The 22,109-nt window shown below is 29.8% G+C and carries 22 protein-coding genes; 10 read left to right on the plus strand and 12 right to left on the minus strand.

Going from position 1 to position 22,109, the window contains the following annotated elements:
* Positions 1-28: 28 nt before the first annotated feature.
* The gene (locus tag Q0649_RS05060) at positions 29-727 is read right to left on the minus strand and encodes a copper homeostasis protein CutC (RefSeq protein WP_298838289.1); all 699 of its coding nucleotides are present in this window, start codon (positions 725-727) and stop codon (positions 29-31) included.
* 132 nt (positions 728-859) lie between these two features.
* On the opposite strand from Q0649_RS05060, the gene corA reads away from it, so the two are divergent.
* Positions 860-1,810, plus strand: coding sequence for a magnesium/cobalt transporter CorA (gene corA, locus Q0649_RS05065; protein ID WP_298838292.1), 951 nt, complete (start codon positions 860-862; stop codon positions 1,808-1,810).
* A 77-nt stretch (positions 1,811-1,887) separates the two neighbouring features.
* Here the strand turns inward: corA and Q0649_RS05070 are convergent, their stop codons facing one another.
* The 4 genes from Q0649_RS05070 to Q0649_RS05085 all read right to left on the minus strand — a co-directional run bounded on the left by Q0649_RS05070 (position 1,888) and on the right by Q0649_RS05085 (position 5,611).
* Positions 1,888-2,220 (minus strand): YjcQ family protein, encoded by a 333-nt coding sequence (locus Q0649_RS05070; protein WP_298838295.1) that lies wholly within the window; start codon positions 2,218-2,220, stop codon positions 1,888-1,890.
* A gap of 101 nt (positions 2,221-2,321) precedes the next feature.
* The gene (locus Q0649_RS05075) at positions 2,322-2,582 is read right to left on the minus strand and encodes a hypothetical protein (protein WP_298838298.1); all 261 of its coding nucleotides are present in this window, start codon (positions 2,580-2,582) and stop codon (positions 2,322-2,324) included.
* A 146-nt stretch (positions 2,583-2,728) separates the two neighbouring features.
* Complete coding sequence (cax, locus tag Q0649_RS05080; RefSeq protein ID WP_298838300.1) at positions 2,729-3,775, minus strand: calcium/proton exchanger; 1,047 nt, start codon at positions 3,773-3,775, stop codon at positions 2,729-2,731.
* Between the two features lie 171 nt (positions 3,776-3,946).
* Positions 3,947-5,611, minus strand: coding sequence for a bifunctional diguanylate cyclase/phosphodiesterase (locus tag Q0649_RS05085; RefSeq protein WP_298838302.1), 1,665 nt, complete (start codon positions 5,609-5,611; stop codon positions 3,947-3,949).
* A 258-nt stretch (positions 5,612-5,869) separates the two neighbouring features.
* Here Q0649_RS05085 and Q0649_RS05090 point away from each other — a divergent pair, with 258 nt between their 5' ends.
* On the plus strand, positions 5,870-6,241 hold the full coding sequence (locus Q0649_RS05090; RefSeq protein ID WP_298838304.1) for a CoA-binding protein: 372 nt from the start codon (positions 5,870-5,872) through the stop codon (positions 6,239-6,241).
* 79 nt (positions 6,242-6,320) lie between these two features.
* Positions 6,321-7,217, plus strand: coding sequence for an MBL fold metallo-hydrolase (locus tag Q0649_RS05095; protein ID WP_298838306.1), 897 nt, complete (start codon positions 6,321-6,323; stop codon positions 7,215-7,217).
* 83 nt (positions 7,218-7,300) lie between these two features.
* On the opposite strand, the gene Q0649_RS05100 is transcribed toward Q0649_RS05095, so the two are convergent.
* The 3 genes from Q0649_RS05100 to Q0649_RS05110 form a co-directional block, all read right to left on the minus strand.
* Positions 7,301-8,380, minus strand: coding sequence for a family 43 glycosylhydrolase (locus tag Q0649_RS05100; RefSeq protein WP_298838309.1), 1,080 nt, complete (start codon positions 8,378-8,380; stop codon positions 7,301-7,303).
* Positions 8,381-8,391: 11 nt separating this feature from the next.
* Positions 8,392-8,649 (minus strand): family 43 glycosylhydrolase, encoded by a 258-nt coding sequence (locus Q0649_RS05105; RefSeq protein ID WP_298838315.1) that lies wholly within the window; start codon positions 8,647-8,649, stop codon positions 8,392-8,394.
* A gap of 77 nt (positions 8,650-8,726) precedes the next feature.
* On the minus strand, positions 8,727-10,901 hold the full coding sequence (locus tag Q0649_RS05110; protein WP_298838318.1) for a glycoside hydrolase family 3 C-terminal domain-containing protein: 2,175 nt from the start codon (positions 10,899-10,901) through the stop codon (positions 8,727-8,729).
* 307 nt (positions 10,902-11,208) lie between these two features.
* Between Q0649_RS05110 and Q0649_RS05115 the strand changes: the two genes are divergently transcribed.
* The 7 genes from Q0649_RS05115 (at position 11,209) to Q0649_RS05145 (ending at position 18,244) form a co-directional block, all read left to right on the plus strand.
* Complete coding sequence (locus Q0649_RS05115) at positions 11,209-12,126, plus strand: aldo/keto reductase family oxidoreductase (protein ID WP_298838320.1); 918 nt, start codon at positions 11,209-11,211, stop codon at positions 12,124-12,126.
* A 152-nt stretch (positions 12,127-12,278) separates the two neighbouring features.
* Positions 12,279-12,971 carry a response regulator transcription factor gene (locus Q0649_RS05120; RefSeq protein ID WP_367179350.1) on the plus strand — a complete coding sequence of 231 codons (693 nt, stop codon included), beginning with the start codon at positions 12,279-12,281 and terminating at the stop codon, positions 12,969-12,971.
* A complete protein-coding gene (locus tag Q0649_RS05125; RefSeq protein WP_298838323.1) occupies positions 12,961-14,418 on the plus strand; it encodes a cell wall metabolism sensor histidine kinase WalK in 1,458 nt (485 codons plus the stop codon). Before Q0649_RS05120 ends, Q0649_RS05125 begins: the two co-directional genes overlap by 11 nt.
* 103 nt (positions 14,419-14,521) lie before the next feature.
* A complete protein-coding gene (locus Q0649_RS05130) occupies positions 14,522-15,880 on the plus strand; it encodes a VanW family protein (RefSeq protein WP_298838326.1) in 1,359 nt (452 codons plus the stop codon).
* Positions 15,881-15,882: 2 nt separating this feature from the next.
* Positions 15,883-16,977, plus strand: coding sequence for a hypothetical protein (locus Q0649_RS05135; protein ID WP_298838328.1), 1,095 nt, complete (start codon positions 15,883-15,885; stop codon positions 16,975-16,977).
* A 190-nt stretch (positions 16,978-17,167) separates the two neighbouring features.
* A complete protein-coding gene (locus Q0649_RS05140; protein ID WP_298838330.1) occupies positions 17,168-17,692 on the plus strand; it encodes a hypothetical protein in 525 nt (174 codons plus the stop codon).
* Between the two features lie 111 nt (positions 17,693-17,803).
* Positions 17,804-18,244, plus strand: a complete 441-nt coding sequence (locus Q0649_RS05145) for a GatB/YqeY domain-containing protein (RefSeq protein ID WP_298838332.1) — start codon at positions 17,804-17,806, stop codon at positions 18,242-18,244.
* Between the two features lie 69 nt (positions 18,245-18,313).
* On the opposite strand, the gene Q0649_RS05150 is transcribed toward Q0649_RS05145, so the two are convergent.
* The 4 genes from Q0649_RS05150 to Q0649_RS05165 form a co-directional block, all read right to left on the minus strand.
* Positions 18,314-18,634, minus strand: a complete 321-nt coding sequence (locus Q0649_RS05150) for a recombinase family protein (RefSeq protein ID WP_298838335.1) — start codon at positions 18,632-18,634, stop codon at positions 18,314-18,316.
* Positions 18,635-18,830: 196 nt separating this feature from the next.
* A complete protein-coding gene (gene sigK / locus Q0649_RS05155) occupies positions 18,831-19,538 on the minus strand; it encodes an RNA polymerase sporulation sigma factor SigK (RefSeq protein ID WP_298838338.1) in 708 nt (235 codons plus the stop codon).
* A 158-nt stretch (positions 19,539-19,696) separates the two neighbouring features.
* Positions 19,697-20,029, minus strand: coding sequence for a hypothetical protein (locus Q0649_RS05160; protein WP_298838341.1), 333 nt, complete (start codon positions 20,027-20,029; stop codon positions 19,697-19,699).
* A 12-nt stretch (positions 20,030-20,041) separates the two neighbouring features.
* Positions 20,042-21,988 carry a serine/threonine-protein kinase gene (locus Q0649_RS05165; protein ID WP_298838343.1) on the minus strand — a complete coding sequence of 649 codons (1,947 nt, stop codon included), beginning with the start codon at positions 21,986-21,988 and terminating at the stop codon, positions 20,042-20,044.
* Between the last annotated feature and the right edge of the window lie 121 nt (positions 21,989-22,109).

Here is a 22,109-nt window from a genome sequence, read left to right on the forward strand (position 1 = left end):
GAAAAAAAGAGCCATCTCGCAATAGAAATTACTTTCTATTTTGAGACGGCCCCTTGTTTATTTCATTAACTAATAAGCTCAAATTTTCTGTATTTATTTCTCCAAACATCGATTTATCATTTCTTACTGCAGTTCCAAAATGATATGCAGGTGCCTTTGTTTTCTCCATAATCTCTTTAATATTTTTAAAAGTTAATCCACCTCCAACTATCAAGTTAATATGTTTTGATTTTTCTACCATATTTTTGATGACTGGAATATTTTTAAGTATATCACCTTTGCCACCTGATGTAAGAACATTTTTAATTTGACAATATGATGCTAAAACTTCTATACCTTTAGCCGGATCTAGCATCTCATCAATAGCCCTATGAAATGTTACATCAATGCCATCACAAGCTTTTAAAAGTTTCTCTAAAGAAGGCAAACATATTTCATTATTCTTGTTTATTACCCCAAATACTACACCATTTACATTTAGTTGTTTTGCAATTGTAATATCTTCTACCATAAGTTCAATTTCTTCATCTGTATATATAAATGATTTCCCATGCGGTCTTATCATCACATTCACTGGTATCTTAACACTTTGCACTGCTCTTTTTATTAGAGAATAACTGGGCGTAAGTCCTCCTTCTGATAGTGCACTAACTAGTTCTATTCTATCAGCACCACTTTTTTCAATTGTTTTTACATCCCCTATCGTCGCTGCAATAATTTCAATCATTTTTAAATCTCCTTTGTGAATACATTATATCTATTTGTTATTTTACCATATATAATATATGGTATATCAATAGTATTATATAATGAATTTAATATTTCTATAAACGACACTTCATTAAAGGGAGAGATTTTATTGATTACATATATTAATAATAAAGTACATGAATTTAATGACATAGAAAAAACATTTTCAAAAGATTTAAATACAGGCGAAATGTTTTGGCTTAATATTAGTAACCCAACTGCTAACGATTTTAAGTTTTTGAAAAACAAATTTAATTTCCACCATCTCACTATTGAAGACTGTATACATAAAGCTAAGAGGTCTAAAATAAACGATTATAATGATTATCACTTTTTAATTATTTCCACAACAGATAATAATGTTAACAACGCTTTTTCTTATAATAATATCTATATATACATTAGTTTAAATTATATTATAACAATACATTATGGTGAAAATAGATCCATAAAGAAAATTATGAATGACATAAATAACGGACTAGAAATTGTATCTAATGGAAGTGATTTTGTTTTATATAATATCCTTGATGATGCAATAGACCAATTGTTTGTTGTAACTGACAAAGTTGAAGAAAAAATTAATTTTTTAGAAGAAGAATCCATGAACAACCCAGTTCAAGATACACTTAACAATATTATGAAAGTTAAAAAAAATGTAATTAAGCTTAGACGAGTTGTTTCTCCTCTGCGAGAAGTTTTAAATACTCTCCTTCGTCATGATGATATTATAACTGAAAAATATAGGGTATATTTCACTGATATATACGACCACGCACTTCGCATATATGATTTAATTGAATCTGATCATGAGATGGTTACATCTTGTTTAGAACTTTATTCTTCACAATTATCAAATTCCATGAATAAAGTTATGAAAATCCTAACTATAATTACTACTGTTATGATGCCACTTACAATAATTACAGGTATTTATGGAATGAACTTTCAAAATATGCCTGAATTGCATGCTAAATATAGCTATTTTATTACTATATTTATAATGTTTTTCATATCTTTTTGTGAAATTATATATTTCAATAAGAAAAAATGGTTATAAAAAATAGGTATAAGCAATAAATAAATTTATTACTTATACCTGTTTCTTAATACTAATCGAAGATATCATTATTTATACTAATATGTTCGATTAATATTTAATGAATTTTTGTCAATTACCATTTCACCTGGACGATTGCTAATAATCTCTACGATATTATTACAATTCCGAGTATTTTTTTCTAAATATTCTATCCCTTTCAAAGTTATCTTAGGATGGTTCTTTGAAATACTATATTTTTCTTCTATTCCAATTCTTTTTACATCTATTCCTGAAATTAGTTTAGCTTCCAGCATAATATCAAAAATTTGTCCATATTGCTCATCATCAACTTCTATTTCTTCTTTACTTATAATTTTGTTGTTTTTGTCTAATTCATCGAGTATTTTTAATATTAATTTTTTTTTCATATTAATACACCTCTATCTATAACCTTCTATAAATAAAAATTATTTCCTTCTATTTTATTAAATTTTAACTATTATATATTAATAACTTTCCCATATGTATATTAAAATTCACTTTCCTCTACCTTCTCAATAAACTCAACCCCTTCGAGTTCAGCTATTGCATCCTCAGCTGCAACATTCTCTACAACTTTAGCATAAAGAATTACCCCTTTGTTTACATCTTCATCCCACTCAAAATCAGTCATAACACTATTTATACCTAAATATTCGCCCATAGTACTTGCACTAATATTGGAACCTCTATATGTATCAAGGCCCTCCTGCGTAATTATAATTTCATAAGTTTTATCATTAACTGACATATTTTTGCCTCCCTAAACTATATTTTACATCCTTAATATAATGTTCTACATAAATCTAAAAATATACCTATAGATTTTTGTTTTTAAACATAAAAAAGAGCCCATTTTTGAGCTCTTTTTTTAATATTATTTCCTAAGCAATATTTCTAAACTACAAAAAATGTTGCAGCAAGTATTATATAAACGCTTACTAACTGTAAGCCTTCTAACCAATTAGATTCACCATCATTACAAACTTTGTTTGCTATAATCACCGTTACACCTAACGCCACTATTTCATATGTGTTAAATATTAGTGCCATAGGTTTAAATAATAAACTTACTAAAACTAATATTGGAGCTATAAACAAAATTATTTGCAAACTTGAACCTATTGCAATTTCTATTGCAATATCCATTTTGTTTTTTATAGCCATAGTTACTGCCGTTGCATGCTCTGCAGCATTTCCTATAATCGGTATTATTATAAGTCCTACAAATAATTTAGATAAATGTAATTGCTCTGTCATTGGTTCTATATTTCCAACTAATAATTCACTTTCAATAGCTACAAATGCTGTTGCAATTAATAAAATCGCAATTGCTGTAGATTGCTTCCACTTTTTCTTTGAAACTTCATGATCCACCCCATATAAATCTTTATGCGTAAAAAATGCAAAATACAAACTACAAGAATATACTATAAGCATTACTATTGCTATAACTACGCTAAGATTTTCATAATTCACTGGGTTTAAATCTGCTGTACTGAAATTTCCTGTGCATACTGCAGGTATAACTAAACTTATTACAGCTAAAGTAAGTAAACTTACAGAAACATTTACACCTTCTTTAGCAAACTTTTGTGTTTTATTTTTTAAACCTCCCATAAACATGCTTAGCCCCAATACTAATAATACATTACCTATCATTGATCCTGCGATAGAAGCTTTAACTATATCGAATAGGCCTTCCTTTAATGCAAAAAATGATAAAATCAGTTCAGTTACATTCCCGAATGTAGCACTTAAGAACCCGCCAAGTTTAGCTCCTGTATACTTTGATAATTCCTCAGTCGCTGCTCCGAGTAATGCTGCAAGAGGAACTATAGCAAGTGCTGTTATTAAAAACTGTATACTAGGCCCCCCTATTTGCATAAAGTGAATTAGAATACTCATAGGTATAAAAATCAACAGATAATACATTTTGTTCATGTTGTATATCCCCCTCAATAATATGTGTTCGAACTATTTTGAAATCATTATGAAGTACCACAATTGTGTCGCTAAATCACTCTAAAACCGATTGTTTTATTATAACTTATATTTATGTCTTATTGAGATAAATATACAATTTACTTTTATATAAATATAAATCAAGCTAAATTATATGATAAACTTATGCTGAAAATCAGAGGAAGGCATTGGCTTTCCAATTAGATACCCTTGAATAAACTGGCACCCAAGTTCCTTTAATGTGGAAAATTCCGTTTCTGTTTCAATTCCTTCTGCAATAACCTTAATATCCAAAGTATCTGCAACTGCTATTATAGCTTTAATTATAGCTATATTTTTAGAGTTATTATCTAAATTTGTTATAAGTGATCTATCTATTTTTATAGTATCAATAGGAAGTTTACTTAACCAACTAAGAGATGAATACCCTGTACCGAAATCATCCATCGAGATTTTTATTCCTTTAGATTTTAACTCTAAAAGGACTTTTATTATTAAATTAATGTCCTCCATAGCCTCGTCCTCAGTAATTTCAAGATTTATATACTTAGGATCTAAGGACTGCTTTCTACATACATCCATTACTAATTGAACAAAATTTTCTTGTATTAATTGTTTATATGATGTATTTACTGATACACTAAAATCCTTTGCTCCTTCATTTTGCCACTTTTTACACTGAATACAAGCATTATTAAGCATCCAATTATCGATTTCTACCATTTTACCTATTTTCTTTGCAATTGAAATAAATCCAATAGGCTGAATAAATTCATCTCTACATTTCCACCTTATAAGAGATTCTGCACTCAAAACTTTCATCAATTCCAAATTTATAATAGGCTGATAATACGTTATAAATTCATTTCTCTCCATAGCACTCTTTAAGTTCTTTTCCGTTTTCAACATAAGTTTATTGTTATAATTCATGATGTTGTTATATAAAAGGTACCCATGTCCTCCACTGCTTTTAACTTCATACATAGCTAAGTCTGCATTTCTTATTAAAGTGTCTACATCATTTCCATGCAGTGGAAATAAACTAATACCAATACTTACCCCAATATATAATGACTCTTCATTATATGTAAAAGCAGAACTTAATGATTTTACAATTTTTTCTGCAATTTCTGTTACACTTGACGCTGAAATTAAATGCCTTATAACTACAATGAATTCATCACCGCCAATCCTACTTACTATGTCCTTTGATTTTTTAGTATTGCACTCTAGTCTCTCTGCTACTTTCGCAAGAACTATATCCCCTACTTGATGACCAAAGCTTTCATTTATAGCCTTGAATTTATCTAAAGTTATAAAGAAAATTGCTAGCTTTTCATTTTCATTTTCATTTTCAAGCAAATCTCTAATGTTCTCTAGCAGCTTTTTCCTATTTGTAAGCCCTGTAAGAGTGTCATAATTTGCAAGTGATATAATAGTTTCATCCGATTTTTTTAGTCTCTTGAACATATCATTAAATTTAGACCCAAGCTCAGAAATTTCATCGTTTCCTTTTAATATTATGTTTGGAAATACATCATAGGAATTATGTACATTTTCAACTACTGAGTTTATAATTTTGATTTTCCTTACAACAAACACATGTATTAATATAAAAATACTTAAAGAGAATATTATTAAAGTAATAAGTACAATAAAAAAATAGAAATCCATTGTATTTTCTGCCTTTTTAAAAATATTTCTTTCCACTGTAACCTTCACAAGGAAAAATGATTTTGAAATTATATAAAGAAAACCAATTAAAATTAAACTTACTAATAACACTATTCTAAATAATTTCGCTGAAAGTTTCATATTTATCACCCATTCCATATTTATTGCCTATTAACATAGTTTTAATCTTTTCTAATTGTATATCGGTTATATAAGACAAAACTTTATTTATTACCCCCTCATGCGACTTATAATGCCCTTAATATTATTTATTCTGCATTATTAATACTTCAAAATTTTTTAAAAATATAATTGTAGCCTATTTATATTAAAAATAATTTTAATATATTGTGGTAATAATAATAAATATGTATTATATTTTACTAGGAGATGATAAAATTGAAAGCAAATGAACTTTTAAATTATAAAAACTGGGTTGTCGTTGGTGATGTATTAAATCCATCAAAATATGCTTATAAAATATTGAATTCCCTTAAAACTTATGGTTTTAATGCTGTAGGTGTAAATCCCTCTGTTGAACACAGAGGTGTTTATAACAAGTTAAGTGATGTACCATACAAGGTAGAAGTTTTAAATTTATGTATTATTCCCTATAAAGGCATTAATATTATTAAGGAAGCGTGCGTATTAAAAATAGAGAGAGTACTAATTCAACCGGGGGCTGAGAGTCCTGAAATACTTGAATTTTGCAGTATAAATGGAATACACGCAATAGAGGGATGTACACTTGTTGAATTATCAAAAAAATAGTATTAAGTATACAGTAAAGGAAGTGAATATTTAGTGAAATGTGTGTTTGAAAGCAAGCACTCTTTCACTAATGAAATATATGGAAATAATAAGGATTAAAGGAAATACATTCTGCATTACTACAGGCATGACATATATACCATTTTATAAAATTAATGACAAAGAAATAATTATGTTAGATTCTGGATGGGCAAAAGGACAAAGACAAGGTATTGATGAATTATTAGAAAAGAACAACTTTAATGTGGTTGCTATAATATGCAGTCATGCTCATGTTGACCATATAGGAAATAATACGTTTTTAAAGAAAAAGCATAAATCCATTATCGCAATGCCAGCCTATGAATCTCTTATTTGTAGTTCAGTCGTTAACCTAAAACTTTATTACAGTAATCAAACATTATCTGATGTTGCGCTTCATTTTGGACATATGGTTTGTCACACGGATATTATGATTTTTGATAATCAAGAGACTATAAGTATATATGGTACAACCTTCAAGATTCTCCATACACCAGGTCATAGTCCTGCACATATATGCATAACTACTCCAGATGATGTTGCATATATCGGAGATGCACTTATAAGCCACGAAGTAATGAATGGCTCTAAAATGCCCTATGCTTATATACTAACAGAGGATTTATTAAGCAAAACAAAACTTTACGACTTAAAATGTAACAAATACATAGTAGCACATAAAGGTGTATATAATGATATCACACAGCTTATAACTGATAATATACATTTCTATAAAAGTCGAGCAACAGCAATATATACTCTTATAAAAGGAGCTATGACAATGCAAGATATTTTAAAGGTTGTTATTGAAAATTTTAATATTAATATTAGCAATAAATATAAATATACCCTAATCGAGCGAATGTTAAGTTCATATGTTGAATATTTAATTGAAACAGGGCTTATATCTTTAAATATAGATAATGGATTCCTTAAATACTCAAAAATTTCATAAATAATTAAATATTTATGAAATTTTGATATTCATTTTATATATTCTGTTTTTTATATAAAAAGGTCATTAACAATATACTGGTATCAGACTTCTAATTCTTTATATTTCAAATAATCGAAATCTGCATATTTTTTTTGTCCAGATAAATCCTGACAACATATCCCAATGAAAGCTCCTGTAAATCTAAATTCACCTATTTTAGCATAATAATCATCTGATAAGACAGTGGCATCCAAAATTGGTCCTACATCAAAAAAATGTTTTCTATCTAAAGAATATGAAAACTGTGCATTTTCCATATAACAGGTAAGTCTTAAGTAAATTGATGTTACATCCCCTAGCGAAATCCCACGTCCAATTGGATAAGTAGTATTTCCTAAAACAGATGAAAGTAAATTTAGGGTCTTTCCCTGTTTTTCATCATACGTTATATGCAAATAATAATAACTGATATTATCATAATAATAAATCAAACCTGCCATTTGTTGAAATGTGGTTGGATTAAACTCTACTACCGTATCTGCAATAAAATGAAAATGTTGTTGTCTATGAGCCAATAAGCTTTGATGATGATGAGAAGACATTGACTCACCACCATATAAACGCAAATACCCCCGCCTTTTTTTTAGTGATGCAGACGTGCCTAATGGAATTCTTAGAGATTGCAAATGAAGGCTCCATATATCATCATCAAAATCTTCTACAAAATCTATCAGTTGTCCTCCATCCTCATAAGCATGTGGAATTTCCACCTTTTCCTCAGGTGTGTTATCGCTATATTTCATAGATAACCATCCATCACGCCACTGCACTGCTTGTATAGAAGTTTCACGACCAAGAATGCACATCCGTTCTTTCCCAAGTGGACGAGCACAAAGATGAACCATATACCACTCTCCATCAGGTGTGTCTACAATACTTGCATGTCCAGATTTTTGTATTAAAAGTTCAGGATTATACTGTGAAGTTATTATCGGCGTTTTAGGATCTATCTCATAAACTCCATCAATGGTCGTGCAACGAGCCATTGATGCAGAATGTTCATAGCCAGTTCCCCCTTCGGCTACAAGAAGATAATAAAATCCATTATATTTATATAGATGCGGGCCTTCTGTGAATCCAAGATGAGTACCTCTAAAAATATTTTTGGATTCTCCAATCAATTTTTGCTCTTTTAGTGAATATTCCTGAAGAACAATTCCTGCAAAACTATAATTCCACCAGAACTTGGATTACCTATCATATTTAATTGTGAAATACGATCCAATGGATGACAAATTAGTTTCCAATGTACAAGATCCTTAGAGTGATGAATTTGTACACCTGGAAACCATTCAAAGGTGGAAGTTGCAATATAATAATCCTCTCCCACTCTTAGAATAGATGGATCTGGATTAAATCCTCTTAAAATAGGATTCATAGCATATGCCATAATAATTCAACTCCCTCTATAATTTTGAATATAAATATCACAATAATAATAAATTTCACGATTATATAAGTGTGTAATTAGTATTCTAGTTGTAATGTTTCTCCTTTTACTTCAAAAAAACACTTTTGCACATCTGTACCTGTAAGATTAACACTTCTATCATCTGGCTGACTCCCTCCCACGAAAACTTCGAATACGCCTGGTTCAAGAATGCAATTCCCATCGTTGTCTATAATCGCCATTTGTCTTGGTGTTAATTCAAACTCTAATATCCCTTCTTGTCCAGGTTCTAGATTAATCTTTTTAATTCCTTTTAATTCATATTTTGGTATAATCACACTAGCTTCTACATCTTTTAAGTATAACTGAACAGTTTCTTCAGATTCACATTGCCCAATATTTTTTACTGTTATTTTAAATTGACATGTTTCACCTGATTTTATTTCATCCTTACTTTTTATAAGGTTTGTATACTTAAACTTAGTGTAACTAAGCCCATAACCAAAGGGATAAAGTGCTTTATTTTCCATATATCTATAAGTTCTATTTTTCATGGAATAATCAATAAATTCTGGAAGTTCCTCTGTTGTTCTATAAAAAGTTACAGGTAATTTTCCTGTTGGACTAAACCCTCCAAAAATTAATGAAGCTACAGCGCTTCCTCCCTCTGCCCCTGCATACCATGCCTCTATTATTGCAGGTACATGTTCATCCGCCCAGTTAACTGCAAGTGCGCTTCCTGATGCAAGAACTAAAATAACAGGTTTTCCTGTTTTATATACTTCTTCTAATAGTTCTTGTTGAAGTCCCGGAAGATTTAAATCATTTTTATCAGCTGATGCATATATATTACCAGCATCGCCTTCTTCTCCCTCAATGGTTGCATCAAGCCCAAGACACATAACTACCAAATCAGATCTTTCTGCTACTGATATTGCTTCTGATATTCTATCATTTTTCATAGCAAGATCTTCCACCTTATCTTTAAATAGGTGACAACCTTCTGAATAATAAACTCTAGTATTAGGATTTACAGCTTGTTGAATCCCCTCTAGTATCGTTACATATTTTGATGCCGTACCAAAATAATTTCCAGTTAATGCTTCGCGACTATTAGCATTGGGTCCAATTACTGCTATAGAATTAATATTATCTTTATTAAGAGGTAATATATTATTTTCATTCTTTAATAGAACCATCGTTTTTTCTGAAACCTTTAAAGCAAATTCTCTATGCTCACTTGAATCATTTTCTTCATAAGGTATACTTGCATAAGGAACCTTTCCTTGATCGTCAAACATGCCGAGTTTCATTCTAGTAGTTATAAGCCTAACAACAGATTTATCAACTGTTTCTTCAGCCACTAGTCCTTCTTTGCAAGCAAGTAAAACATTCAAATACATATTACCACAATTCAAATCACAACCATTATTCACAGCAAGAGCTACTGATTCTACAGCATTACTAGTGATTCTATGGTTTTCATGGAAATCTTTTATTGCCCAGCAATCTGAAACTACATGTCCTTTAAAACCCCATTCCTCTCTGAGAACATCTTTTAAAAGCATCTTACTCCCACAACAAGGTTCATCATTAGTTCTATTATATGCACCCATTACCGCTTCAACTTTACCTTCCTTAACGGCATCCTTAAAAGCTGGTAGATAGGTTTCCCTAAGATCTTTTTTAGAAACTACAGCGTTAAAGCTATGACGCTCTGCTTCCGGACCACTATGTACCGCAAAATGTTTTGCGCAAGCAGCTACCTTCATATATTTTTTATCATCACCTTGTAGCCCTTTAATAAAAGCTACGCCCAATCTACCTGTTAAATAAGGATCTTCACCATAAGTTTCATGCCCACGTCCCCATCTTGGATCTCTAAATATATTAATATTCGGAGACCAAAAAGTTAATCCCTTATAAATATCGTGGTCCTTTTTTCTTTGAGATTCTTGATATTTAGCTCTTCCTTCAGTTGAGATTACCCCAGCAACCTTATAAATTAAATTCTCATCAAAGGTTGCAGCCATTCCAATAGCCTGTGGAAACATTGTAGCAACCCCTGCCCTTGCGACGCCATGTAGTGCTTCATTCCACCAATTATAAGATGATATACCAAGTCTTGGCACCGCAGCAGAATTATAAGTCATTTGACTAACCTTTTCAAATAATGTCATTCTTGATACTATATCCTTAGCACGTTTCTCAAAACTTAAATTTTCATCCTTATACACTAATTTTTCTGTCATATAAACCATCATTCCCTTCTGTTAAATAAATTTTAAAGCATACGATTACATACATTAACCTTTGCTTGAATCTTACAACATTTTCTTATTTATTTCAATTTATTTGTAAGTTACACTTTAATTTTACACTAATCGTATTAATTAGAATTTTTCTATAAAAGCGATTTTATGTCATTGTAAAATTGCTTTTATAGAAAATAAATAATATAATTATGTAAGCTTTTCTTTTTAAAAGTTATGGAAACGTTTTAAAAACTTTTTGAAAAGTAAGATTATGATCTAAAAATTATAAAGGATGGTGTAAATTATGAAAAAAATAAACATTGGTAATGGCGCTATAAGTGCTTCCGAAATAGGCCTAGGATGTATGAGAATAAATGCCCTTTCTAAAACTGATGCATCTACACTTATTAATACTGCCCTGGATGAAGGAATTAATTTCTTTGATCATGCAGACATTTACGGTGGCGGTAAATCTGAGGAAGTTTTTTCAGATGCTGTTAATATGAACCCTACAACAAGAGAAAAATTTATTTTACAGACTAAATGTGGTATAAGAGATGGATATTTTGACTTTTCAAAAGAGCATATTCTAACTGCTGTAGACGGCAGCCTAAAACGTCTAAAGACAGAATACGTAGATATACTACTATTACATCGTCCTGATACACTTATGCAGCCTGAAGAAGTTGCAGAAGCATTATCGCTTCTCCATAGTAGTGGCAAAGTTAAATATTTTGGAGTAAGTAATCAAAATCCAATGCAAATTGAATTACTCAATAAATACTTGCATAACAAAATCGTTATTAATCAACTACAGTTTAGTATAACAAACACTGGTATGATTGACTCTGGGCTTAATGTAAATATGAAAAATAGTTCATCCATTGTTCACGATGGAAGTATTTTGGAATATTGTCGCTTAAAAGATATAAATATTCAGGCATGGTCACCCTTCCAATATGGAACATTTGAAGGTGTATTTTTAGATAATGACAAATTTCCAGAATTAAACATGAAAATAAACGAGGTTGCAGCTACTTATGGGGTAACAAATACAGCTATTGCTATTGCTTGGATTCTTAGGCATCCCGCTAACATCCAGCCAATAGTTGGAACGACAAACCACAAACGTCTAAAAGATATTTGTATGGCGTCTAAAGTTAAACTTACAAGAGAAGAATGGTATGAAATATACAGGGCCGCCGGTAATTTACTTCCATGATATTCTTATATCATAGCTAAAAGAACCTGAGAGATAATTTATTGTCTTTCAGGCTTTTTTTATTTAAAAAGTTTTAATATTAAACAATATTTTGATCTATGTAACTATGATATAATTTCAATATGTGATAAATGAACATAAAAGGTTTGGTGATGAAAATGTATAAGAAGATATTAGTAGTTGATGACGAAGCTAGAATTGCAGACACTATCGCCTATGCCCTAAAACGTGAAGGATTTAATGTGGAAGTTGCATATGATGGTGAATCAGCCTTAAAGAAAATAAATAATTTTCATCCTATTGTTTTAATACTGGATATTATGATGCCAAAATTAAACGGTTATGAAGTTATTAAAAGAATAGAAGATAGAACAATGATTGGTATAATTATGCTAACAGCCAAAAGTGACATAGTAGATAAAATTTTGGGACTTGAGCTAGGAGCTGATGACTTTATAGTCAAGCCTTTTGATATGCGTGAACTTACGGCAAGGGTCAACTCACTTGTAAGGCGGCTTGAAAAAGTTGTTGTTAAAGAAGCTTTGATACTTGGAAAACTAAAGGTCAAAATACCTGAGAGAAAAGCCATGATTGAAGGTACCCCACTAGATTTAACCCCCAAAGAATTTGATCTTTTAGTTGCACTTGTATCTCATGCTGATAGAGTATATTCAAGGGATGAGCTTCTAGACCTTGTTTGGGGTAGTGATTATATTGGAAGTACTCGAACAGTAGATATTCATATGAGGAGATTAAGACAAAAACTAGGAGTTCCACACGAAGAAATGTTACAAACCGTTCATGGGGTTGGCTATAGAGCATCAGGAGGAATACATGCGAATTAGCATAAGAACTAAATCTAATCTATTTCTTGCAGGCCTTCTGCTACTAACTGTTGGTATGCTTAGCCTACTAGTTTTAAGTGAAGTTAAAAAGGAACAACAAGTTCATCATGAAAGCCTACTTAGCCAACAATCTAAAGTAGCAAATCTTTATATTAATCAATCTTATGCACAATATAGCAATGTAGAGAGCAATGAATTTCTTAAAAATAAAGGTCAAGATTTAGCAAAACAAATTGAAACATTAAGTGGTATGCAAGTAATCTTGTACAATATGAAAGGTACAGAAGTTGGAAATTCATTTCCTATGGGTTCACATAATATTATAAATACTACTATTCCATATGCCGCAAAAAACAAAGTTGCATATGAGGTAAGTGATGACTTTCTTTATTATTCTGCTCCCATAAGTAATATTAATGGACAAATAGCTGTCGTTGAGTTTATATACCCTCTAAAAGAAAATATAAATTTTATAAAAAAAATTATTATGATTTTTGTGTATATCGGAAGCCTAGTATTTGTGCTTAGCTATATCATTGGATATATATATTTTAACAGTATAGTAAGCGATATTTTAAAACTAAAAAAACATATAGATGAAATAAAAATAGGTGGCTTTAAGCATGTACAGATATTAAAACGAAGTGATGAGCTTAAAGACCTTGAGCAAGGCATATGTTTCATGTATAGCCGAATTGAAGAAAATATTAAAACTATGGATAAGGAGCACGATCAGCTAAGATATGCAGTCGAAAAGCTTAAATTATTAGAGCAGCAGCAGAAACGTTTTATTGGAAACATAACTCACGAGTTTAAAACACCCTTAACTATTATCAGGGCTTATGTTGACTTAATAGAAATGTACACTGATGATCCATTGCTTCTAGAAGATGCAAAGAAAAATATCAGAAAAGAAACAGATAGACTTTTAGAAATGATAGAAAAAGCACTTCATCTTTCTTCCCTTGAAAAATACGATTTTGAATTAAGTGCAGAACCTATTGAAATTATGGAACTACTAAAAGGCATCTGTGATCGTATTAATGTAAAAGCTAAAAAATTTGAATTAACAATGTTTCCTGATCTTAATGAAGCTTATATTTTGGGTGACCATGAAAGTGTAATGCAGATTTTTATTAACATATTGGATAATGCAATTAAATATAACAATCCAAATGGAAAAATATTTGTAAATAACTATATAGAAGATGACAAAGTTTGCATCATTATACGGGATACAGGTATTGGTATACCTGATTTGTCAAAAGATAAAATATTCCAACCTTTCTACAGAGTAGATAAAGAAAGATCTAGGCAAACTAGTGGAATAGGCCTAGGACTTGCCCTTGTAAAAAAATTGGTTGAGATGCAAAAGGGCACTATAGAACTTATCAATATTAAAGAAGAAGGAACTGCTATAAAAATAACATTTCCTCATTTATTATAAAATATACAATTTGGAAACAAACGTGTATACTTTTGAAATAATATACTGATATTATATGTTTATACAATAAAACTTAACAGAATATGGGGGAATAATAAAACTTATGAAAAAAAATGTAAAAATAATGATAATTATACTATTAATAGTATTTTTAGGGGTAAGTGGTTTTTATGCCTATATTAATTATAGTACAAAGAAATGGACAAGTCTTGTATACCCAGGTGTTAAAATTGGTGATTTAGATATATCCGGAAAAACACTTGCGCAGGCAAAAGATATGGTATCGCAAAAATATCAATCCACCCTATTAAAGAAAAATGTAAATATTAAAACACCACAGAAAACTTATTCATTGAATTTTGCAAAGATGAGTGCAAAATATAATGTTGATGAAGTAGTTAATGAGGCTTTTAATTACGGTAAAGATTTATCATTATACAAAAAATATAAATTAATTAGAAAGCCTGAAAGCAAACTACTTAATATGAAATTCACTTACGATTCTAAACCTTTATCAGATCTTATTGCTAATATGAAAAAAGAAATTAATAGTAACCCTAAAAATGCAAGTATTTATAGGAGCGGTAATTATTTTGTTATTACACCTGATAAAAAAGGTTATACACTTATGGATGATAAACTAAAAAAGGAAATTATAAGTAAAATAAATGGTGACATAAACTCTCCGGATATTTTAGTAAATGCAGAGATTAAAACTGTTTTAGCAAGTGTAACAAACGAAAAACTTCAAACAGTTAACACAAAACTTTCAAGTTTCTCTTCTAATTTTGGAACTTCGGCGTATGGCAGGTCCACTAATATAACCCTTGCAACAAATAGCATTAACGGAACTATTCTAATGCCTGGAGAAAGTTTTAGTTTCAATGGAACAGTTGGAAAACGAACAGCAGCCAAAGGTTATCAGCCAGCACCCGTTGATATTGGTACCAAAGTAAGTTCAGATTATGGTGGCGGAATATGTCAGGTATCAACTGCATTATATAATGCAATAATTAGGGCAAACATTAAATCTACTGAAAGGAATCATCATTCTATACCGTCAACTTATATACCTTTAGGTATGGATGCAACCGTAGATTGGGGTAATTTAGACTATAAATTTACTAACACCCTAGGATATCCTGTTTTTATTGAGAGTATTGTAAGCAATAAAATACTAACATTTAATGTTTATTCTAATTCAAGTTTAACAAATAAATCTTATACCCTAGTGCATGATATATATGCTGCTGTTAATCCGGGACCTACACAGTATATAGACGACGCTTCCCTTCCTGTTGGCAGTATTGTACAAGAGCAGTTTCCATTGATTGGATACAAAGTAAGAACATATAAAGATACAACTCAAAACGGTAATGTTATTAACCACGAACTAATTTCAAATGATAGTTATCAGGTAAAAGCTGAGGTAATTAGAGTAGGTACTAAAAAGGAGCATTAAATATGCTAAATAAAAAAATTGTTCTAATTATAATCGGCATTATATTCATAGTTGCTTTTTCAAAGTTTTCTCAAAACACAGATACAAGTCGGCAAACAATAGATGCTGGAGGAAAGGAAATCACACTGATTAAAGGTGATAATATTTCAACCTACAATGAACCTGCATTAAAAAAAATTGATCTTATAAATGATATACGTGCTTTTGAATGGATAGATGATGACACTATATTAATTTCTAAGGAAAATAAAACCTATCCCAAAGTTTTTACTGATAGTGGGATGGTATATCCTCAAAATTTATATTTATATAATCTTAAAACAAATGAGGATAAATTAATTCTTGGTTCAAAAGAAAGCATGGGTAATGCTGTTTTATCTCCAGATAGAAAGCATATATTTTATAAAGAAGGTATAGAGAACTTAACAGGCTTTATTCTTAATATTAAAACAAAACATAAAATACAAGTTACAAATCGTGATAACATTTCTCCTACCGATGGGCAATGGATAGACAATGATAATGTTATATTTAGTACACTTCCAGAAAGTAAGATTTACACTGCCAGTGTCAAAGGAAATATTTCCTTATTAACAAAGGTCAAAGGCATAACTTCAAACACTATAAAAATTAAAAATGATTTATACTATATTATAGGAGAAAAACTATATAAACAAGAAATCAACTCCAGTAATAAAATACTTTTGAGCGACGGAGTAAATTCGTTAATACCTTCCCCAAATCAGTCACAATTTGCATTAGTTAAACATAATTCTAATACAAATAGATCACTTATATTAAGTGACCTGCTCGGAAATAAACTTAAAACCTTTGCTGAAGGTACACAGATTATGGGTACAAGTTGGTCTAGTGATGGATCTAAACTTGCCTATACCGTTGCATCAGAAAACAATTGTGACGCTGGATTATTTGTAGTTAATGTAAAAAGTTATAAAGTAGTACAACTTGCTGTAGATATTCAGTATATTTCTGATTCAGTAAAATGGAGTCCCTCTGGAAAAAGACTTCTAGCATCTCACTTTATGATGCATAATAATAAACCCTCTTTTACAACTCATATCATTGACTTAAAATAATGTTTATATTTCTGAAAATCAAAATGAAAGAAAAAATAAAGTAAAAGTCTAAACACATATAAATTTATATGTGTTTAGGCTTTATTAAATTTAACAAAATTCTAATTAACTTTAATTATTTATTTTTAAAAAAGAGGTATTTGGAAATATTTGGAGAATACTTTCTATATATAATTAGGAGGCGCATACAATGATTTATGATGCATTTAAAATTGCTAAGCATTTAAATATAAGTAAAGTTACTGCATATGCTAAAATGAAATTACCCGAAGTAAAACCCTTTTTAATAACACACAATGGTAAAACCTGTGTAGATGAAAAAGGACTAGATGCAATTAAACAATGTCTAAAATACAATCAAACCGCTGAATCAGAAGTTGCAGCTACCGTAGTTGCATCAAACGTAGTAACTTTATTAAAAGAAGATATGATTGAAACACTTAAAAATGACATTGAGTTTATAAAACAACAATTAAATGTAAAAGACGGACAACTTTATGATATTAATAAACTATTAGAAAATACGCAGGTTCTTTTTAAACAAGAACAAGAAAAAAATAAAATTGTGTTATCCTTACCTGAAACCATTAAAGAACACGATATCCAATTGCTTGATACACTAACACACTCTCTTGAAAGACAAAGGGCTAAAGCATTAGCCGAAGAAGTCCTCCATAGAAAAAAAGGACTTTTCAAAAGAATATTTGATAAATAAAATATATATGACCTTCCTCTACGATAAGAGTATAATGTACCTATACAGTATGCTTTTGCAAAAACAACAATATTTTTGTAATTATACTAAATCATTAGGAGGTAAATACATATGTTAAAACAGACAATAAAAGACGATATTATTAAATATATGAAGAGTAGGGATAAAATAAGACTAACTACTTTAAGAACTTTAATGGCTGACGTTAAAACTAAAGAAATGGATTCAAAGAAGGAAATTGAAGAAGTCGATCTCGTAAATATTATTGAAAAGACAATTAAACAATTGCATGAAACTCTAGACTATGCAAAAAAAGCTAATAATGCAGAAGTCATATCTGAATCAGAAACATCTATTGAATTGCTTTTACTTTATATGCCAAAGCAATTTACTGAAGATGAAGCAAAAGCAATTATTACAGAAGTTATTACTGAGAATGGTTTCAAGGGTAAAGGTGACATGGGTAAAGTCATGAAAGCTATTATGCCAAAACTAAAAGGTAAATATGACAGTAGGAAGGTAAATCCACTTGTAATTCAGTTACTTTCTTAAATAAATTAGGGTAGTAATATTATATTACTACCCCCTTTTATTCATGGATTTATTTTTACTAGAACATTATTATCTATTAATGCAAGGTATTCCAATTAAACTTCCTTCAGTTGCTTTTTTGGTAAAATCAACTACAAAATCACCTAAGACCAATTTAATTTTTTTAGACCTAGCAAGTTCTATAATTTCACATAATTGTATAGTCGAATCTGTTATTGTGCTAACTTGCGTTACAACTATTGTATCTCCCTCAATAACTTTATCTAATAGCTTATTAAACTCTAAATATACTTTATCACTAACGACTCCTAATTCTCTTAATTTGCTTACTTGCATTCCTATATCCTGTTTACTGTTATCTGTTGAACATCTTGCATATCCGTATAACATATTTTTCATCCTCTCTGTATACTGTTTTGGGCATTGTTTATATAATATGTTTTATTTAATATAATCTCTCTTCCTATATAGTAATATAGGGTATTACTAATACATAATATCATGTTTTTGAATACAAAAACACCAATCTTTTGTAGATAACATAATTTTCTATTTGTTTATAATATTCTCTATCATTTTGCTTTGATTACACCGAATTGTTATTACTGCCTAATTCCTTATTCAGCTTCTTAAGTACTCTCTTTTCAATTCTAGAAATATATGACCTTGAGATCCCAAGTATTATTGCTATTTCTCTTTGTGTTCGAGGCTTACCATCAAGTAATCCATACCGCATTTGAATTATTACTTTTTCTCTATCTTTCAAAACTAGGTTTATCTTACTATAAAGCCTTTTAATTTGTATTTTATTTTCTACTATATCAATAACAGAATCTTCCTCACTACGTAATACATCCATAAGGGACACCTCTTTTCCCTCTTTATCCGTACCAATAGGATCTTGCAGATACACTTCCCCTTTTATTTTTTTATTACTCCGAATTAGCATGAGTATTTCATTTTCTATGCACCTTGCAGCATAAGTTGCCAGTCTTATTCCCTTATTCATATCAAATGAATCTATACCCTTAATAAGTCCCACAGTTCCAATCGATATAAGATCATCTACATCCTTTCCTGGGTAAGAATATTTTTTTACTATATGTGCAACTAATCTCAAGTTTCGTTCAACTAATGTTGCTTTGGCTAATAAGTCACCTTCCGCAAACTTTGTTAAATAATATTTTTCCTCTTCCTCACTTAGTGGTTGAGGAAATGAATTATTACCAGTTATATAAGCTGTTAAAAATGTAACATTTCCAATCATATCTAATAAACAATTTATGAAAAACACAGATGTTCCTCCTACTAGAGCTTATAGATATAATATGATTAATTATTTGTTTTCATGTTTTTAATATTTAATTTGCAAATATAAATTTCTAAGAATTATCAATATCAACTAAAAAAGAGCCCCCACTGGAGACTCTTACACATACATTATCATATGATTTAATTCATTTTCTCATCATCTAATAACGTAGTATTCTCATTTAATAATGTAGTATCCTCATCTAATAATGTGGTATTATCCTCTACTTCTTCTTTTTCCTTAATATTTTTTTGAGCTTTAATCGCTAATCGAGTAGATTGTGCTACTAAACCCTCTTTTTTTTGTTTATCAGATCTATTCTTTAATTTTAACTTTGTTAAAAAGCTGAAACTTATGTATTCATTCAAATCTTCCTTAATGTAAATATATATTCCAATAACGATACTTGCTATTGCTCCTAAACATCCGATAATTAGAAGTATTATATATCTTATATATAAATTTTTATCCACATATTCGCCCTCTTATTTTATCGACTTTGTAGCTTTCAATTCTTTTATACGACTTTCGAGCAAACCAAATCCATAGTCATTTGTTGATCGATTATATCTTTTTAAAGCTAGTTTATAATAAGTATTCACTTTAGTGTAATCTTTCTTTAGAGTCGGCTTATGAATTTCAACATTATAATAAAGTAATCCTAATTGAGTATACCCTTGGTAATCAACTGGAAAAACAGATATCATTCTTTTAAATGTTTTTTCACTATTCTTATAGTCACCAATTTCTTCATATGCATTTCCAATAGAATAGTATCCATCTATCTTGTTAAAACCATTATCTAATGCTAAATTATAATATTCTAGACTTTTTTTCATTAAAGTAATATATTTAGCAGATTTTACGCCAATAGAATCTCCTTTATCACTATATGCTTTTCCTAGTCTTGCGTACAACTTGTAATCTGCTGTTCCTTTTCCAGTTGCCTTAACTAAGGAATTCGCTTTTTCTAAAAGCTTAATAATCATATCAAAGCTGTTTGGATATACATTTAAATTATTTAAATATATATCTGATAAATCCATGTAACCTCTTATTCTCGTGTCTACATCCGGGATAGTCTCATTATAATTTTCTAGATTAGCTACTATTCTTAATACATCCTTAGTTGAATTCTGATTATACCCAAGTACCTGAGCTGTAGCTTTGTAATATGGCACAGCCTTATCAACCGGATTTTCTATCTTTCCAAAATATTTATAGGCTTCTTTATAATTTTTTTCTTTAAAAGACGTAGTTCCCATAAGTTCTAATATTTCTTCATCATCAGCAACTTTTAAATCTTTTAGCATAACATCATCAATTAAATAGCTGATACATTTTTCCAATCTTTGATTTTCCTCAAGTCTTGTATCTTCAAGATACGTATTCCCAATATCTACATATGCTTCTGGCCTATTCTTGTTTTCTTCAATAGCTAACTTAAAGGTTGTAATCGCTTGATCATATTTTCCTTGTGCTTTTAAAGCTTGTCCATTTTCACTGATACTATTATATTCTTTAATATTTTCTTGTTTTATACCAAAAGCTCCAATAAAAATAAAAATGCATGATATTACAAATGAAAACATCACAACATATACTTTTATCATTTTTTTTCTTACCATGCTTTTATAAACTGAATTTAGTTTACGTATATTTTCAAAATCATAAATAAGTTCCTTAACGGACTGATATCTAAGCGTTGGGTCCTGCTGTGTACATTTTGAGATTATATATTCAAACCCTTCGGAAAGCAATGGATTTATCTCTCGTGCTGGCTTGATCTCATAAGGTGGATCATTAGGACCCCTGCCTGTAGATAAATGATATAACGTAACACCTAAACTATAAATATCTGTCCTAGCGTCCGTTTGGTGGCTTCCATATTGCTCAAGTGCAGCATATCCCTTTGTTCCAATACAAGTTGTATCTGCAGATACTTCTTCTTTATACTCTCTTGCAATTCCAAAATCAATTAATTTAATTTTGCCAAGAGAAGTAAGCATTAAATTACCTGGTTTCATATCTCTATATATAATAGGGTTAGGCTTAAGACAATGCAAGTAATTAAGTACATCACAAATTTGCTTAGCCCAATCAATTACAGTCTTTTCTTCAATTATCCCAACTTCTTGTAATTGTATATCTAATGAAATACCATCGATATAATCCAGTACTAGATAAATTCGATCTTCCTTTGTAATTATATCTACTATTCTTGGAAGTGCGGGATGATCTAATTTTTTGAGTATATTAGTTTCGGCCATCAAATTTGATTTAGAATTAATTGTGCTTATAGAAACTTCTTTAATCGCCCATAATTTTTGTAACTTTATATCTTTTGCAAGATAAACTGTGCTCATTCCACCTCGTCCTAAAATATCAAGGATTTGATACTTATCTTCAAAAACACTACCAATCATATCCATAATTTGACCATCCTATCTTTCTTATATCTATTAATATTTAAAATAACTATTAGAATTTTAAAGTATTCATATTTATTGCTTTATTTGGTTTTTTATGTCTTATATGGTTGTATTATATCAT

Origin of the sequence: uncultured Clostridium sp., from assembly GCF_937920395.1 — a bacterium.
Classification (GTDB): Bacteria; Bacillota; Clostridia; order Clostridiales; family Clostridiaceae; genus Clostridium_AD.